This window comes from Burkholderia sp. BCC1640, from assembly GCF_902833125.1.
In the GTDB taxonomy this organism is placed as follows: Bacteria; Pseudomonadota; Gammaproteobacteria; order Burkholderiales; family Burkholderiaceae; genus Burkholderia; species Burkholderia diffusa.
Map to the genome: position 1 here is coordinate 148,852 of NZ_CADFEF010000011.1, position 14,528 is coordinate 163,379.

The 14,528-nt window shown below is 64.6% G+C and carries 16 protein-coding genes and 1 pseudogene; 8 read left to right on the forward strand and 9 right to left on the reverse strand.

What is annotated here, in order from left to right; all coding sequences use genetic code 11:
• Positions 1-16: 16 nt before the first annotated feature.
• From rpsF to HWX25_RS14635, 7 genes are all read left to right on the forward strand, one after another.
• Complete coding sequence (gene rpsF, locus HWX25_RS14605; RefSeq protein ID WP_006755436.1) at positions 17-391, forward strand: 30S ribosomal protein S6; 375 nt, start codon at positions 17-19, stop codon at positions 389-391.
• A 40-nt stretch (positions 392-431) separates the two neighbouring features.
• Positions 432-731, forward strand: a complete 300-nt coding sequence (gene priB, locus HWX25_RS14610; protein WP_006486250.1) for a primosomal replication protein N — start codon at positions 432-434, stop codon at positions 729-731.
• A 4-nt stretch (positions 732-735) separates the two neighbouring features.
• Entirely contained in the window at positions 736-1,011 is a 276-nt protein-coding gene (gene rpsR, locus HWX25_RS14615; RefSeq protein WP_004193360.1) for a 30S ribosomal protein S18, read from the forward strand.
• Positions 1,012-1,038: 27 nt separating this feature from the next.
• Positions 1,039-1,491 carry a 50S ribosomal protein L9 gene (rplI, locus tag HWX25_RS14620; RefSeq protein WP_047900882.1) on the forward strand — a complete coding sequence of 151 codons (453 nt, stop codon included), beginning with the start codon at positions 1,039-1,041 and terminating at the stop codon, positions 1,489-1,491.
• Positions 1,492-1,626: 135 nt separating this feature from the next.
• Complete coding sequence (locus tag HWX25_RS14625) at positions 1,627-3,009, forward strand: replicative DNA helicase (RefSeq protein ID WP_044847233.1); 1,383 nt, start codon at positions 1,627-1,629, stop codon at positions 3,007-3,009.
• A gap of 146 nt (positions 3,010-3,155) precedes the next feature.
• On the forward strand, positions 3,156-3,782 hold the full coding sequence (locus HWX25_RS14630) for a DUF47 domain-containing protein (RefSeq protein WP_044847234.1): 627 nt from the start codon (positions 3,156-3,158) through the stop codon (positions 3,780-3,782).
• Positions 3,783-3,792: 10 nt separating this feature from the next.
• Positions 3,793-4,803 (forward strand): inorganic phosphate transporter, encoded by a 1,011-nt coding sequence (locus HWX25_RS14635; RefSeq protein ID WP_059449911.1) that lies wholly within the window; start codon positions 3,793-3,795, stop codon positions 4,801-4,803.
• Positions 4,804-4,927: 124 nt separating this feature from the next.
• On the opposite strand, the gene HWX25_RS14640 is transcribed toward HWX25_RS14635, so the two are convergent.
• A complete protein-coding gene (locus tag HWX25_RS14640; RefSeq protein ID WP_175908909.1) occupies positions 4,928-5,986 on the reverse strand; it encodes a C40 family peptidase in 1,059 nt (352 codons plus the stop codon).
• A 236-nt stretch (positions 5,987-6,222) separates the two neighbouring features.
• Positions 6,223-8,031 (reverse strand): PhoH family protein, encoded by a 1,809-nt coding sequence (locus tag HWX25_RS14645; RefSeq protein WP_175908910.1) that lies wholly within the window; start codon positions 8,029-8,031, stop codon positions 6,223-6,225.
• Between HWX25_RS14645 and HWX25_RS33900 the strand changes: the two are divergent.
• Positions 7,927-8,171 (forward strand): annotated as a pseudogene (locus tag HWX25_RS33900) (hypothetical protein); the annotation flags it as partial. The gene HWX25_RS14645 and the pseudogene HWX25_RS33900 sit on opposite strands and share 105 nt — an antisense overlap.
• Before the next feature lie 192 nt (positions 8,172-8,363).
• On the opposite strand, the gene HWX25_RS14650 reads toward HWX25_RS33900, so the two are convergent.
• The 7 genes from HWX25_RS14650 to HWX25_RS14680 all read right to left on the reverse strand — a co-directional run bounded on the left by HWX25_RS14650 (position 8,364) and on the right by HWX25_RS14680 (position 14,528).
• Positions 8,364-8,825: a peroxiredoxin gene (locus HWX25_RS14650; protein ID WP_006756046.1), complete on the reverse strand. Its 462-nt coding sequence runs from the start codon at positions 8,823-8,825 to the stop codon at positions 8,364-8,366.
• Positions 8,826-8,933: 108 nt separating this feature from the next.
• Entirely contained in the window at positions 8,934-9,830 is an 897-nt protein-coding gene (locus HWX25_RS14655) for a polysaccharide deacetylase family protein (RefSeq protein ID WP_059529808.1), read from the reverse strand.
• 12 nt (positions 9,831-9,842) lie between these two features.
• Positions 9,843-10,898 carry a bifunctional UDP-4-keto-pentose/UDP-xylose synthase gene (locus HWX25_RS14660; protein WP_059529811.1) on the reverse strand — a complete coding sequence of 352 codons (1,056 nt, stop codon included), beginning with the start codon at positions 10,896-10,898 and terminating at the stop codon, positions 9,843-9,845.
• On the reverse strand, positions 10,895-11,842 hold the full coding sequence (locus HWX25_RS14665) for a formyltransferase (protein WP_175908911.1): 948 nt from the start codon (positions 11,840-11,842) through the stop codon (positions 10,895-10,897). Before HWX25_RS14665 ends, HWX25_RS14660 begins: the two co-directional genes overlap by 4 nt.
• The gene (locus tag HWX25_RS14670) at positions 11,839-12,861 is read right to left on the reverse strand and encodes a glycosyltransferase (protein ID WP_059529818.1); all 1,023 of its coding nucleotides are present in this window, start codon (positions 12,859-12,861) and stop codon (positions 11,839-11,841) included. Before HWX25_RS14670 ends, HWX25_RS14665 begins: the two co-directional genes overlap by 4 nt.
• Positions 12,862-12,867: 6 nt before the next feature.
• A complete protein-coding gene (locus HWX25_RS14675; protein ID WP_175908912.1) occupies positions 12,868-14,019 on the reverse strand; it encodes a DegT/DnrJ/EryC1/StrS aminotransferase family protein in 1,152 nt (383 codons plus the stop codon).
• Between the two features lie 137 nt (positions 14,020-14,156).
• Positions 14,157-14,528, reverse strand: a complete 372-nt coding sequence (locus tag HWX25_RS14680; protein WP_014896865.1) for an EamA family transporter — start codon at positions 14,526-14,528, stop codon at positions 14,157-14,159.

A 14,528-nucleotide genomic window follows, 5' to 3' on the forward strand; every position in this document is an offset into this window, starting at 1 on the left:
CCACAAGGAGTGTGTAATGCGTCATTACGAAATCGTATTCATCGTGCACCCCGATCAGAGCGAGCAAGTGCCCGCGATGATCGAGCGTTACAAGACCACGATCACGACGCACGGCGGCCAGATCCACCGTGTCGAAGACTGGGGCCGTCGCCAGCTGGCCTACATGATCGAGAAACTCGCGAAGGCTCACTACGTCTGCATGAACATCGAGTGCGACCAGACGACGCTCGACGAACTCGAACACGCGTTCAAGTTCAACGACGCCGTGCTGCGTCACCTCATCGTCAAGATGAAGAAGGCCGAGACCGGCCCGTCGCCGATGATGAAGGAAGTTCAGCGCGAAGAAGCCAAGAAGGCGGCTGCAGCTCAGCCGACCGAAGCGCAGGCTTAAGTTCGTCACTCATTAAGCCATCAAGGAGCGCGCCACTCACGTGAACAGGTTGCAATTGACGGCGAGCGTCGTCGAACGCGCACCGGTGCGATATACGCCGGCAGGTGTTCCGATCGCAAGCGCCACGTTGCATCACCGCACGGAAGTCGTCGAAGCAGGCATTCCCCGTCAGGTCGAAATGACGATCGAGGCGGTGGCGGCCGGTGAGGCGAGCGGCAAGCTGGAAAGTCGTGAGATGGGCGTCGAAACGCTGTTCACGGGCTTTCTGGCAAAGAAGAGCCGCAACGCGAGAACCTTGGTGTTTCACATCACTGCATTGCAGGACATAGGAAAGGACTGAAATCATGGCCCGCCCGACTGGTAAGAAATTCGACAAGCGTCGTCAGCAACAAAACCCGCTCTTCAAGCGCAAGAAGTTCTGCCGTTTCACGGCTGCCGGCGTCGAGCAGATCGACTACAAGGACACGGAAACGCTGAAGGACTTCATCGGCGAAAACGGCAAGATCACGCCGGCTCGTCTGACGGGTACGAAGGCGCACTATCAGCGTCAGCTGGACACGGCAATCAAGCGTGCGCGTTTCCTCGCGCTGCTGCCGTACACCGATCAGCACAAGGCGTAATCAGGCGACGCAATAAGGAGAATTCGAATGCAAATCATTCTGTTGGAAAAAGTCGCCAATCTGGGCAACCTGGGCGATATCGTCAAGGTCAAGGACGGTTACGCTCGCAACTTCCTGATCCCGAACCGCAAGGCTCGCCGTGCAACGAAGGAAGCGATCGCCGAATTCGAAGTTCGCCGCGCTGAACTCGAAAAGATCGCCGCTGAAAAGCTGGCGGCATCGCAGGCAGTCGGCGAGAAGCTGAACGGCCAGTCGTTCGAAATCACGCAAAAGTCGGGCGTCGACGGCCGTCTGTTCGGCTCGGTCACGAACGGCGACGTCGCGGAACTGCTGAAGAAGGCAGGTTTCGAAGTCGAGAAGCTGCAAGTTCGCATGCCGGAAGGCCCGCTGAAGATGATCGGCGAGCACAACGTTCAGGTCGCGCTGCACACGGACGTCGTCGTCGACGTCACGGTCAACGTGATCGGCGACCACGCGTAAGCGTATGCAAGCTTTCCGGGCGGCTTCCGCCGTCCGGACAAGGGCAGGCGCCCGGGCAACCGGGGCCTGCCTTTTTTATTGCCCGATCGCCGGAGCGGTAGCGCTGCCGCGATCAATTCGCGATAATCCCAACCCATGAACGCGCCGCAAGATCCTCAAATCGAATCGCTGAAAGTCCCGCCGCATTCGGTCGAAGCCGAGCAGTCGGTGCTCGGCGGCCTGTTGCTCGACAACGCGGCATGGGACCGGATTGCCGACTTCCTGTCGCAGGGCGACTTCTATCGCTACGACCATCGGATCATCTACGAGCACATCGGCCGGTTGATCGCGTCGACGCGCCCGGCCGACGTCGTGACCGTGTACGAAGCGCTGACCACGTCCGGCAAGGCCGACGACGTCGGCGGCCTCGCGTACCTGAACGCACTCGCGCAGAATACGCCGAGCGCCGCGAACATCCGTCGCTACGCGGAAATCGTGCGCGACCGCGCGGTGCTGCGTCGGCTCGTGTCGGTCGCCGACGAAATCTCGGCCGACGCGTTCAATCCGCAGGGCAAGGAAGTTCGCCAGCTGCTCGACGAGGCCGAATCGAAGGTGTTCTCGATCGCCGAAGAGGGCGCGCGCGGCAACCAGGGCTTTCTCGAGATCGGCCCGCTGCTCACGCAGGTCGTCGAGCGCATCGACACGCTGTATCACACCGCGAACCCGAGCGACGTCACGGGCACGCCGACGGGCTTCGTCGACCTCGACCGGATGACGTCCGGGATGCACGGCGGCGAACTGATCATCGTCGCAGGGCGGCCGTCGATGGGTAAGACCGCATTTTCGATGAACATCGGCGAATACGTCGCGGTCGAGTACGGGTTGCCGGTCGCGGTGTTCTCGATGGAAATGCCGGGCACGCAGCTTGTGATGCGTATGCTCGGTTCGATCGGCCGGCTCGACCAGCACCGGATGCGTACCGGCCGGCTGACGGACGAAGACTGGCCGAAGCTGACGCACGCGGTGCAGAAGATGAGCGAGGCGCAGCTCTTCATCGACGAGACGGGCGGCCTGAACCCGATGGAATTGCGCTCGCGCGCGCGGCGTCTGGCCCGCCAGTGCGGCAAGCTCGGTCTGATCATCGTCGACTACCTGCAGCTGATGTCGGGCTCGTCGCAGGGCGAGAACCGCGCGACCGAAATCTCGGAAATCTCGCGATCGCTGAAGAGTCTGGCCAAGGAGCTGGATGTACCGGTGATCGCGCTGTCGCAGTTGAACCGCGGGCTGGAACAGCGTCCGAACAAGCGCCCGGTGATGTCCGATTTGCGTGAATCGGGCGCAATCGAACAGGACGCGGACGTGATCCTGTTCATCTATCGTGACGAGGTCTACAATCCGGACAGCCCGGACAAGGGTACGGCCGAAATCATCATCGGCAAGCAGCGTAACGGCCCGATCGGACCCGTTCGGCTCACGTTCCTGGGCCAATACACGAAGTTCGACAACTTTGCGGGGGCGCAGAACTTCTACGGCGAGTAACACTTCTTCGCCAGATGTAAACCGTTATTTCACCAAGCGTTGTATCCAATCCCGGCGCGCGCATATGCGCGCGTCGCGTCGCAACCGAAAACGGTACAATATCGCCCGTTTTCGTGACAGTCGTTTGACAATCTCTCAGGAATCCCATGTTCGGTCGATTCATGCCCACCGAGGGCAAGTTCTTTGAACTCTTCAACGCGCACGCGAAGCACATCGTTTCCGGTGGCCGCGAGCTCGAACTGCTGATCGACAATCTCGCCGACGCCGAGATTCACAAGCAAAACGTGCAGACCGCCGAGAAGGCCGCTGACAAGCTGACGCATGAAGCGATCGATCTGCTGCACAAGACCTTCATCACGCCGCTCGATCGCGACGAGATCCACAAGCTGATCACGACGATGGACGACATCCTCGACCTGATGGAGGACGTCGCGACGGCCGTATCGCTGTACGACGTGCAATCCGTCACGTCCGAGGCGAGCCAGCTCGCGCACATCGTCACGCAGTCGGCGCAGCACGTGCAGCAGGCCGTCGGATTGCTGTCCGACATGAAGCAGTCGGCGCAGATCCTCAAGCAGTGCGAGGAGATCGACCGCTGGGAGTCGGAGGCCGATCGCGTGCTGCGCGCGGCAATGTCGAAGCTGTTCCGCGAGGAAGACGACGTGAAGACGCTCATCAAGCTGAAGGCGATCTACGAACTGCTCGAGGAGATCACCGACAAGTGCGAGGACGTCGCGAACATCATCGAAGGCATCGTGCTGGAAAACGCCTGAGCGGATCACGATGCATTCGATACAACTCGCCCTATGGATGGTCGCGACGCTGGTGCTCGTCGCGCTCGTATTCGACTTCATGAACGGCTTTCACGACGCGGCGAACTCGATCGCCACCGTCGTGTCGACCGGGGTGCTGAAACCCCAGCAGGCCGTGGTGTTCGCGGCCGCGTTCAACGTCATCGCGTATTTCATCTTCCACCTGAAAGTCGCGCAGACGGTCGGTAAAGGCACGATCGATCCCGAGATCGTCGACCACTATGTCGTGTTCGGCGCGCTGGTCGGTGCGATCGGCTGGAACGTGATCACGTGGTATTACGGGATTCCGTCGAGCTCGTCGCATGCGCTGATCGGCGGCCTCGTCGGCTCCGCGCTCGCGAAGTCCGGCTGGAGCTCGCTGAACATCGACGGCCTGATGAAGACCGTCGCGTTCATCTTCATCTCGCCGCTGCTCGGCTTCATCCTCGGCTCGCTGTTCATGCTCGGCGTGTCGTGGCTGTATTTCCGTACCGCACCCAGCAAGGTCGACCGGCGCTTCCGCCGGCTCCAGCTGCTGTCGGCCGGTCTGTACAGCCTCGGTCACGGCGGCAACGACGCCCAGAAGACGATCGGTATCATCTGGATGCTGCTGATCGCGTCGGGCTATGCGTCGGCGACGTCCGACGCGCCGCCCGCGTGGGTGATCGGCGCGTGCTACCTGTCGATGGGTCTCGGCACGCTGTTCGGCGGCTGGCGCATCGTCCGCACGATGGGCCAGAAGATCACGAAGCTCAAGCCGGTCGGCGGTTTCTGTGCCGAAAGCGGCGGGGCGATCACGCTGTTCATCGCGTCGTTCCTCGGCATTCCGGTGTCGACCACGCACACGATCACCGGTGCGATCGTCGGCGTCGGCGCGACGCAGAAGCTGTCGGCCGTGCGCTGGGGCGTTGCCGGCAATATCGTGTGGGCCTGGGTGCTGACGATTCCGGCGTCCGCGCTGATCGCCGCGGGCGGATGGTGGGTCGGGCATCAGATCTTCTGATTCCGACGCTCACTGACGACGCGACATGCGCCGCACACCGAAAGGTTGCGGCGCATTTTCTTTGGAGATCGGGAAAGGCGCAGATGGGCCGGGAATGGCGGGGTTGTGGCCGGGATGAGGCCGGTCAGTAACTGCCGTTCGCGAAGCGGGCGATCGGATCGTCCGCGGTGCCGGTGCGCGGGCCGAGCGGTGCGGATTGCGTCGACGCACGCAGTACCTGCACGGGCTCGACGCCGCGCGGCAACGTCGCGGCGGCGGCGGGCGGGGGCTCCGCATCGAACGCGGCAGCCTGGGCGGCCGTCAGTGCCATCGTCGGAATCTGCGTGCCGGTTTCCGTCGGGGCCGTGGTCGCCGTCGTCGCGGTCATCTCGCCATTCGCGGATGCCGCCTGCTGCTGGGCTGCCGGCATGCGCGGCGACGGAGGTTCGTACGGATCGGCGGTCGTGGCGGCTGCCGGGGCGACCGCTGCGGTCGATACGACCGGCACTGCCTGGATGACTGGAGCCGGCGACGGTGCCGCGCCGGCTTGTGACGAAGCGTAGGCCGGCTGTCGCGGCGAGGCGGCTGCAACGACCGGGGCCGGTGCGGCCGTCGGCGCATCGCGCCGTGCCTCGTAGGTCGGTGCATCGAACGGCGTCGGCGTGCCGCGCGGCGGCGCGACGCGACGAATGCCGTCGAAGCGCTTGGCCCAGTACGGGTTCGTCAGGTAGTCGAGCCGCACGGTGCCGCCGGTCGACGGCGCGTTGACGAAGCGCAGCTTGCCGACGTAAATGCCGACGTGCGAATGCGGGCGGCCGGTCGTATTGAAGAAGATCAGGTCGCCCGGCGCGACTTGGTCGGGGTCGATCGACACGCCGCGGCTGCTCATGTCGGCGGTCGTGCGCGGCAGGTTCACGTCGGCCGCGCGGCCGATCACGTAGCGCACGAGCCCGCTGCAGTCGAAGCCGCTCGTCGGCGTGTTGCCGCCCCAGCGATACGGCACGCCGACGAGGCTCATCGCCTGGATCGAAATCTCTTCCTGACCGACGCTGTGATCGACGAATTTCGGGAAATTGGCGGGCGCCGGGAACGCGCGCGGCGTCGTGATCTTCATGCCGGAGGTGCGCGAGGCCGACTGCGGCGGCACGCTGGAGCAGGCCGCGAGCAGTGAAACGACGGCGACGGGAACCCAGATTCGAAGCATGACAAGGCGGACGAGCGCGGAACGCTCGCGAATCGTATGACAACAGACAGACCCGATGGTAGACGTTCCGGCGGGGCTTAGGCAACCATTCCTGAGAATTTACTTGAAGTTTCGCGCGTAAGTGAGGCTGTTGCGTAACGAAGCGTGACCAACGTTTCCGACCCCAAAAATAAAAACGGCGCTCCGGAAACGGAGCGCCGCATGGCGTTGACGGCTGGCGGGCAGCCGGTCGCGCGTTAGAGGATGTCCGACGCGTAGTCGGCGAGCCGCGAGCGTTCGCCGCGCGCGAGCGTGACGTGGCCGCTGTGGCCCCAACCCTTGAAGCGGTCGACGACGTAGGTCAGGCCCGAACTGCCTTCGGTCAGGTAAGGCGTGTCGATCTGCGCGATGTTGCCGAGGCACACGATCTTCGTGCCGGGGCCCGCGCGCGTGACGAGCGTCTTCATCTGTTTCGGCGTGAGGTTCTGCGCTTCGTCGATGATCAGGTACTTGTCGACGAACGTGCGCCCGCGCATGAAGTTCATGCTCTTCACCTTCAGGCGCGAACGGATCAGCTCCTGCGTCGCCGCGCGGCCCCATTCGCCGGCTGCGTCGTCGGTTTTCTGCAGCACTTCGAGGTTGTCGTCGAATGCGCCCATCCACGGCTGCATCTTCTCTTCCTCGGTGCCGGGCAGGAAACCGATGTCCTCGCCGACGGGCACGGTCGCGCGCGTCACGATGATCTCGTTGTAGCGCTTGTCGTCGAGCACCTGCGCGAGGCCGGCCGCGAGCGCGACGAGCGTCTTGCCGGTGCCGGCCTGGCCGAGCAGCGTGACGAAGTCGATCTCGGGGTTCATCAGCAGGTTCAGCGCGAAGTTCTGCTCGCGGTTGCGCGCGGTGATGCCCCACACGTTGTTCTTGTGGTGGCTGTAGTCGCGCAGCGTCTGCAGCAGCGCCGTCTTCCCGTTCAGCTCGCGGACGATCGCATGGAACGTCGGTTCGCCGTTCTGCGGCTCGAGATAGACGAACTCGTTGACGAGCATCGACGCGACGAGCGGGCCCGTCACGCGGTAATACGTGGTGCCCGTCTTCGTGTCCTGCCAGCTCTCCATGCCCTTTGCGTGCCGGGTCCAGAAGTCCTGCGGCAGTTCGCGCACGCCGGTATAGAGGAGGTCCTTGTCCTCGAGTACCTGGTCGTTGAAGTAGTCTTCCGCGGGCAGGCCGAGCGCGTGCGCCTTGATCCGCATGTTGATGTCTTTCGACACCAGCACGACCTGACGGTCCGGCCGGTCGCGCTGCAGCGCGCGCACGACGCCCAGGATCTGGTTGTCGGCCTTGCCTTCGGGCAGGCCTTCGACGGGCGGAATGTTGGTGAGCGTCGTCTGGAAGTGCAGGCGGCCGAGCGCCTCGCGGCTGCCGAGGCGCGACAGCGGAATGCCGTTCGTGATCAGGCCCGCGTCGGCGACCAGGGCGTCGAGCGTGCGGCTCACCTGGCGCGCGTTGCGCGCGACTTCCGACATCCCCTTCTTGTGGTTGTCGAGTTCCTCGAGCGTCATCATCGGCAGATAGACGTCGTGTTCCTCGAAGCGGAAGAGGCTGCTCGGGTCGTGCATCAGCACGTTGGTGTCGAGCACGAACAACTTTTGCAGTTCGGCCTCGGCCGGCTTGCGGCTGCGCGACTTCGTCGCGGCGCCGGCATCGCGTGCGGGCGCCGCGGCCGGTTTCCCGGCGGCGGGCTTGTCGTGGCGTGCCTCGACCGGCGCGGCGGGCGCTGCTTCGACCGGCGCCTGCATCGGCTGCAGCAGCGCCGCGGTCTGTTTGGTCTTGCGGCCGCGCGCGGGTGTGCTCGCGGCTTCTTGCGCCGACGACGCGACGGCGCGCAGCGGCGCGGCCGTGTTCGCGGCTTCGGTCATCGGTTGGGCCACGCTGGCCGGGCCATAGTCACCGGCTGTGGATGCGTCCCCTTCGGCGGATTTCTTCGCGGCTTTCGCGGGCCGCGCTTTCGCCTTGTATTCGTCGGGCGGCAGCAGGCTGCCGAGCTTGCTGGGGGGGGTAGGCAAAGGCATGGTGTCCCTCGGGAGGAATCGTGTCGCATGAAGTGCGCCGCTGATCGCATCCTGCGTGACGTACACGCATGCAGTTTGCGCGCGGTGGCGCACAGGAATATCGTCTAGCCGGTTCGCCTAAGTGTCGATCAGCTCCTTGACGGGGTGAGGGCCGGACCGAGGGCCGGCGCGCAGTCCATAAAAAAAGCCGCTGCCCCGTCGACAGGGACATGCGGCTCGGCTGATACCGTCGTAATGCGCGTCAGGTGCCGGAAAGCATCGCAACGGGCACCGGTGCAGCTACGAGAAATATGGGGCGAACTGGCATTCATTGCGGCCCAATATAACGCGGCTCAAAGCGCTTGTACAGCACTTAGCACGTCGTCCACGTGACCGGGCACCTTGATGCCGCGCCATGCCTGGCGAAGCACGCCGTCGGCGTCGATCAGGAACGTCGAACGCTCGATTCCGCGCACTTCCTTGCCATACATTTTCTTCATCTTGATGACATCGAACAGCGCGCACAGCGCTTCGTCGGCGTCGGAGATCAGCGGGAACGGCAGTTCGAGCTTTGCCTTGAAGTTGTCATGCGAGCGCAGGCTGTCGCGCGATACGCCGATGACTTCGGCGCCGGCCTTCTTGAACTTCGGATAGAGATCGCGGAACTGCAGGCCTTCGGTCGTGCAGCCCGGCGTGTTGTCCTTCGGATAGAAATACAGGACGAGCTTCTTGCCCTTCAGGTCGGACAGCGAAATGTCGCCGCCCGTAGCCGGTGCGGTGAAATCGGGAACTTGACGGTCAACTTCGACGGACACGTGTTTCTCCTGTTGTTATGGAAAGGCGCCGCTCGGGCGGCGCGGTACGGCGGGACGTCGCGGCGGCACGCCGCAAGGGCGGGGCCGGCGGCGCCGGCGCGCGCGAACTCAGTCGGGCTGGACGATCAGTTCGCCGGAGCGGCCGGGAATCTCGCCCCACGTGACAGGGTACGATGGCAGCGAGTCGCGGTCCAGCGTCGCGTGGTAATCGCCCATCGTCGCAAACGTATGGCCCTGCGCACGCCACCCGGCGAGCAGCTGCTCGAACACCGGCGCGAGCTTCTGGCCTTCCAGTTCCGCATGCAGCGTGAACACCTGGTCGTGCGGATTGGTCTCCGTGAACTTCAGGATATGCGCGGCGACGTTGTGCGTGTCGATGCCGTCGATGCCGAGCACTTCGTCGAGCGTCGGCAGCGTGGTCGGCATCTGCACGTGCGACAGCGTGCGGCCGCCGACCACGGGCAGGTACGGCGAATGGCCGCGACCGTCGGATGCATAGCGCATCCCCCATGCGTCGATCTGCTCGAACGCCGCGTCGTTCATCTGCCAGCCGGCCGCGCCGTGCGTGACGGGCGGCGCGCCGAAGACGTCGACGAAGCGCGCGTGGCTCTTCTGCATTTCACGCGCGGTCCAGTCGCGATCGCGCACGCGCACGTTGTCCTGCCAGTACACATGATCCCACGTGTGGATCCCGCATTCGAAGCCGGCCTCGTGGATCGCGCGCATGTCCGCGATCGCGCGGCGGCCGATGTCGGGGCCCGGCAGCAGCACGCCGTACATCAGCTGCTTCACGCCGTAATGCTCGACCACCGACGTGCGCGACACCTTCTTCAGGAAGCCGGGGCGGAACACGCGCCGCAGCGCCCAGCCCGTGTGATCGGGCCCGAGGCTGAAGAGGAAGGTCGCGCGCGCACTGAAGCGGTCGAAGATGCGCGCGAGGTTCGGCACGCCTTCGCGCGTGCCGCGCAGCGTGTCGACGTCGATCTTGAGGACGATACGAGCCAAGCGAGCGTCCCGTCAGTTCTGCTGCTCGACCAGCGCGCGCGCGTCGGCGACATGGCCGCGATACGCTTCGAAGATCTTGCGCAGCGCGTCGTCAAACGTCGATTGCGGCGCCCATGCGAGCTCCTGCATCGTGTTGTCGATCTTCGGCACGCGGTTCTGCACGTCCTGGTAGCCGTTGCCGTAGTAGGCGCCCGACGTCGTTTCGACGAGCTGCACCTGCTTCGCGGAGCCGGCGTATTCCGGGTATTCGGCGGCCAGTTCGAGCATCTTGTGCGCGAGCTCGCGAACCGAGAAGTTGTTCTTCGGATTCCCGATGTTGTAGATCTTGCCCGACGCGACGCCGTTCTTGTTCTCGATGATCTTCATCAGCGCGCTGATGCCGTCGTCGATATCGGTGAACGCGCGTTTCTGCGAGCCGCCGTCCACGAGGCTGATGTTCTCGCCGCGCACGATGTGGCCGAGGAACTGCGTGACGACGCGCGAGCTGCCTTCCTTCGGCGTGTAGATCGAATCGAGGCCCGGGCCGATCCAGTTGAACGGACGGAACAGCGTGAAGTTCAGGCCTTCCATCCCGTAGCCCCAGATCACGCGGTCCATCAGCTGCTTCGAGCACGCGTAGATCCAGCGCGGCTTGTTGATCGGGCCGTAGGTGAGTGCCGATGCATCCGGGTCGAATTGCTCGTCCGAGCACATGCCGTAGACCTCGGAGGTCGACGGGAACACGAGGTGCTTGCCGTACTTGACGGCCGAACGCACGATCGGCAGGTTCGCCTCGAAGTCGAGCTCGAACACGCGCAGCGGCTGCTGGACGTAGGTCGCGGGCGTCGCGATCGCCACGAGCGGCAGGATCACGTCGCACTTCTTCACGTGATACTCGACCCACTCCTTGTTGATCGTGATGTCGCCTTCGAAGAAGTGCATCCGCTCGTGGTTGACGAGGTCGCCCAGCCGATCGGTCTGCATGTCCATGCCGAACACTTCCCAATCGGTGGTTTCAAGAATGCGCTTCGACAGGTGATGGCCGATGAAGCCGTTCACACCCAGGATCAGGACTTTTTTTGCTTTCATGAATGACGGGAAGAATGAATGAACTGCGCGAATTCCGCGGGCGTCACGACGGTTTCGCTGCCGTCGCGCTGCTGCCACAGCTCGAGAATGGATAGGGCGCGGCTGTCGCCGCAGACGCCGAATAGCGCATTATCGCTTACGTGCAGGCCGGGCGGCAAATCCGCCGCGGCCGCGGCGACCGCGCTGCCGGGCGCCGCGAGGCGCGCGCGGGCGATCACGAACCGCGTGCCGCCGACGTCGGTGAACGCGCCCGGATACGGGGGCGCGACCGCGCGAACCAGGTTGTAGACCTGCGCGGCCGGCTTCGACCAGTCGACGCGGCCGTCCTCCGGCTTGCGTCCGCCGTAGTAGCTGCCGTTCGAGAGATCGTTCGGCAGATGCGGCGCATCGCCCGCGAGCAGCGCGGGCAGCACGCGCCAGAGCGTCTGCTCGGCGGCCACCGTCACCTTGTCGAACACCTGCGTGGCCGTGTCGTCCGGCAGGATCGGCACCGCGGTCTGGCCGATGATCGCGCCGGCGTCGGGCTTCGCAGCCATCTCGTGCAGCGTCGCGCCGGTTTCCGTTTCGCCGTTCAGCACGGCCCAGTTGGTCGGTACCCGACCCCGGTATTTCGGCAGCAGCGAACCGTGCATGTTGTACGCGCCGCGCGGCGCGATCGCGAGCAGGTCCACCGGCAGCATGTGGCGGTAGTAGAACGAGAAGATGAAGTCCGGCTGCGCGTCGGCTACCGCGCGGCGCAGTGCCGGATCGGTGGGGTCGGCCGGCGTGACGACCGGGATCCCGTGCTCGGCGGCGACGGATGCGACGCTGCCGAACCAGATGTTCTCGTTCGGGTTGTCCTCGTGCGTGACGACGAGCGCGACGTCGACGCCGCGTGCCAGCAACACCTGCAGGCACCGCACGCCGACGTTGTGATACGCGAAGACGACGGCGCGCGGCTTCATTGCGACACCCCCGTGCGATTCGTGCCGGCCGGCACCGCCGGCATGCCGTCATGCTGTTCGAGCACGGCCTGGATCAGGTAGCGCGGCCGTGCACGCACCTGCTGGTAGATGCGGCCGACGTATTCGCCGAGCAGGCCGAGCGCGAAGATGATCACGCCGAGCAGGAAGAACGTGATCGCGAACAGCGTGAACACGCCTTGCACTTCCGCGCCGACGATGAAACGGCGTACGAGCAGCAGCACGAACAGCGCGGCGGAGCCGAGCGACAGGATCACGCCGATGAACGACAGCCACTGCAGCGGCACGACCGAGAAGCCCGTCACGAGGTCGAAGTTCAGCCGGATCAGGCTGTACAGCGAGTATTTCGACTCGCCCGCGAAGCGTTCTTCGTGCGCGACCTCGATTTCGGTCGGGTTTTGCGCGAACGTATAGGCCAGCGCGGGGATGAACGTGTTGACTTCGCCGCACACGTTGATCGTGTCGATGATGCGGCGGCTGTACGCGCGCAGCATGCAGCCCTGGTCGGTCATCTTGATCCGCGTGATGCGCTCACGCAGCCGGTTCATCATCTGCGATGCCTTGCGCCGCCACAGGCTGTCCTGACGCTGCTTGCGGATCGAGCCGACGTAGTCGTAGCCCTCGCGCATCTTCGCGATCAGCTTGCCGATTTCCTCGGGCGGGTTCTGCAGGTCGGCGTCGAGCGTGATGACGATGTCGCCGCGCGACTGCGCGAAGCCGGCGAGGATCGCCATGTGCTGGCCGTAGTTGCCGTTGAGCAGCACGACGCGCGTCGTGTCGGGGCGCACGTGGAACTGGTCCGCCAGCATCGCGGCCGAGCGGTCGCGGCTGCCGTCGTTGATCAGGATCACTTCGTACGACGTGCCGAGTGCGTCGAGTGCCGGGTACAGGCGCGCGAATAGCGCGGCCAGGCCCTCTTCCTCGTTGTACACGGGGATGATGACCGATACCTCCGGGTTCGCGGCGCCCGGATGCCCGGCGCGTGCTTCAAGGTGATTCATGTACGCTTATTTTCCGTATTGTTCGCAAATCTGGTTGACGGCGTCGGCCACGCGACGCACGTCGTCTTCCGTCATCTGGGTGAAGAGCGGCAGCGTGACGGTCGATGCGCCGTATCGTTCGGCGTGGGGGAACATGCCCTCCTTGAAGCCGCGTGCACGATACAGCGTGAAAAGATGGATGGCCGGGTAGTGGACGCCCGTGCCGATCCCGCGCTCCTTCATCTGCGCCATGAAATCGGCGCGCGAGATCGACAGACGGTCGAGCGGCAGCGTGACCTGGAACATGTGCCAGTTGCTGTTCTCGAAATCGGCGACGGGCAGGCCGAGCCCCAGCTTCACGGCCGGGCCGCCGTCGAGCGCGTCGAAGTACGCGCGCACGAGAGCGCTGCGCTGCGCGGTGAAGCGCTCGAGGTGCGGCAGCTGGCCGAGGCCGACGCGCGCGGCGACATCGGTCAGGTTGTACTTGCCGCCGAGCACGTCGCAGTCCATCCCGTCGAAGCCGGTGCGCGTGATGCCCTGCAGGCGGTACTTCTGCGCGAGCGTCGCCTCGTCCTCGTTGTTCAGCACGAGCGCGCCGCCTTCGATCGTCGTCAGGTTCTTGTTCGCGTGGAAGCTGAACGACACGATGTCGCCGATTGCGCCGATGCGCTTGCCTTTCCAGGTCGAGCCGAGCGCCTGCGCGGCGTCCTCGATCACGCGCAGGTTGTGTGTGCGCGCGATTGCGTACAGGCGGTCCATGTCGACCGGCAGGCCGGCCAGGTAGACCGGGATGATCGCCTTCGTGCGCGGCGTGAGCGCCTGCTCGAGCTTGTCGAGGTCGATGTTGCGCGTGACGGGGTCGATGTCGGCGAATACGGGCGTCGCGCCCGTCTCGAGGATCACGTTGCTGGTCGACACCCACGACGCCGGCGTGGTGATCACCTCGTCGCCGGGGCCGACGCCCGCGATGCGCAGGCCGATCTCGAGCGTGCAGGTCCCCGAATTGAACGCGCGGACCGGACGGCCGCCGCAGTACTCGGACAGTGCTGCCTCGAATTTCTGGCTTTGCGGGCCGGTGGTGATCCAGCCCGAGCGCAGCACTTCGACGACACCCTGGATGGTTTCCTCGTCGATCTCGGGGCGGGTGAACGGCAGGAACGGAGCGGTAGTCTGGCTCATGAACGCTTGTGGCCTGTAATGGCTGGTAATAAAGGGGTCGGGCGATCCGGCCCGAAACCGGCATTAAACACCGGTTGCCGGATTCGTACCGTGATTTTTTGTAGGCGGACGCTTAATGCCGCCGGGCCGGGGCGCGCTCAACTGCGCGCGAGCACGAGCACGCCGATCAGGATGATGCCGATGCCGACGAGCCGCTGGACCGACAGCACCTCGCCGAACAGGTACCAGGCGGCAAACGCGTTGACCACGTAGCCGAGCGACAGCATCGGGTACGCGATCGACACGTCGACCCGCGACAGCCCGAGAATCCAGACGACCACGCTCAGCACGTAGCAGCCGAGGCCGCCGATGATCGGCAGCTGGGTCGCGATCTTCAGGCCGACCGGGATGATGTTCGCACGGCTGAATTCGAAGTGTCCAACGGCGTTGACGCCGGCTTTCAGCAGGAGTTGCGCACAGGCGTTGAGCATCACGCCGGTGATGATGCAGACGAACGAAACGGGATTCAT

What these genes read in the sequence shown, in the direction of transcription:
- rpsF (WP_006755436.1), top strand. Translation starts at nt 17, where the DNA reads ATGCGTCATTACGAAATCGTATTCATCGTGCACCCCGATCAGAGCGAG.
- rpsR (WP_004193360.1), top strand. Translation starts at nt 736, where the DNA reads ATGGCCCGCCCGACTGGTAAGAAATTCGACAAGCGTCGTCAGCAACAA.
- rplI (WP_047900882.1), top strand. Translation starts at nt 1,039, where the DNA reads ATGCAAATCATTCTGTTGGAAAAAGTCGCCAATCTGGGCAACCTGGGC.
- HWX25_RS14625 (WP_044847233.1), top strand. Translation starts at nt 1,627, where the DNA reads ATGAACGCGCCGCAAGATCCTCAAATCGAATCGCTGAAAGTCCCGCCG.
- HWX25_RS14630 (WP_044847234.1), top strand. Translation starts at nt 3,156, where the DNA reads ATGTTCGGTCGATTCATGCCCACCGAGGGCAAGTTCTTTGAACTCTTC.
- HWX25_RS14635 (WP_059449911.1), top strand. Translation starts at nt 3,793, where the DNA reads ATGCATTCGATACAACTCGCCCTATGGATGGTCGCGACGCTGGTGCTC.
- HWX25_RS14640 (WP_175908909.1), bottom strand. Translation starts at nt 5,986, where the DNA reads ATGCTTCGAATCTGGGTTCCCGTCGCCGTCGTTTCACTGCTCGCGGCC.
- HWX25_RS14645 (WP_175908910.1), bottom strand. Translation starts at nt 8,031, where the DNA reads ATGCCTTTGCCTACCCCCCCCAGCAAGCTCGGCAGCCTGCTGCCGCCC.
- HWX25_RS14660 (WP_059529811.1), bottom strand. Translation starts at nt 10,898, where the DNA reads ATGAAAGCAAAAAAAGTCCTGATCCTGGGTGTGAACGGCTTCATCGGC.
- HWX25_RS14665 (WP_175908911.1), bottom strand. Translation starts at nt 11,842, where the DNA reads ATGAAGCCGCGCGCCGTCGTCTTCGCGTATCACAACGTCGGCGTGCGG.
- HWX25_RS14670 (WP_059529818.1), bottom strand. Translation starts at nt 12,861, where the DNA reads ATGAATCACCTTGAAGCACGCGCCGGGCATCCGGGCGCCGCGAACCCG.
- HWX25_RS14675 (WP_175908912.1), bottom strand. Translation starts at nt 14,019, where the DNA reads ATGAGCCAGACTACCGCTCCGTTCCTGCCGTTCACCCGCCCCGAGATC.
- HWX25_RS14680 (WP_014896865.1), bottom strand. Translation starts at nt 14,528, where the DNA reads ATGAATCCCGTTTCGTTCGTCTGCATCATCACCGGCGTGATGCTCAAC.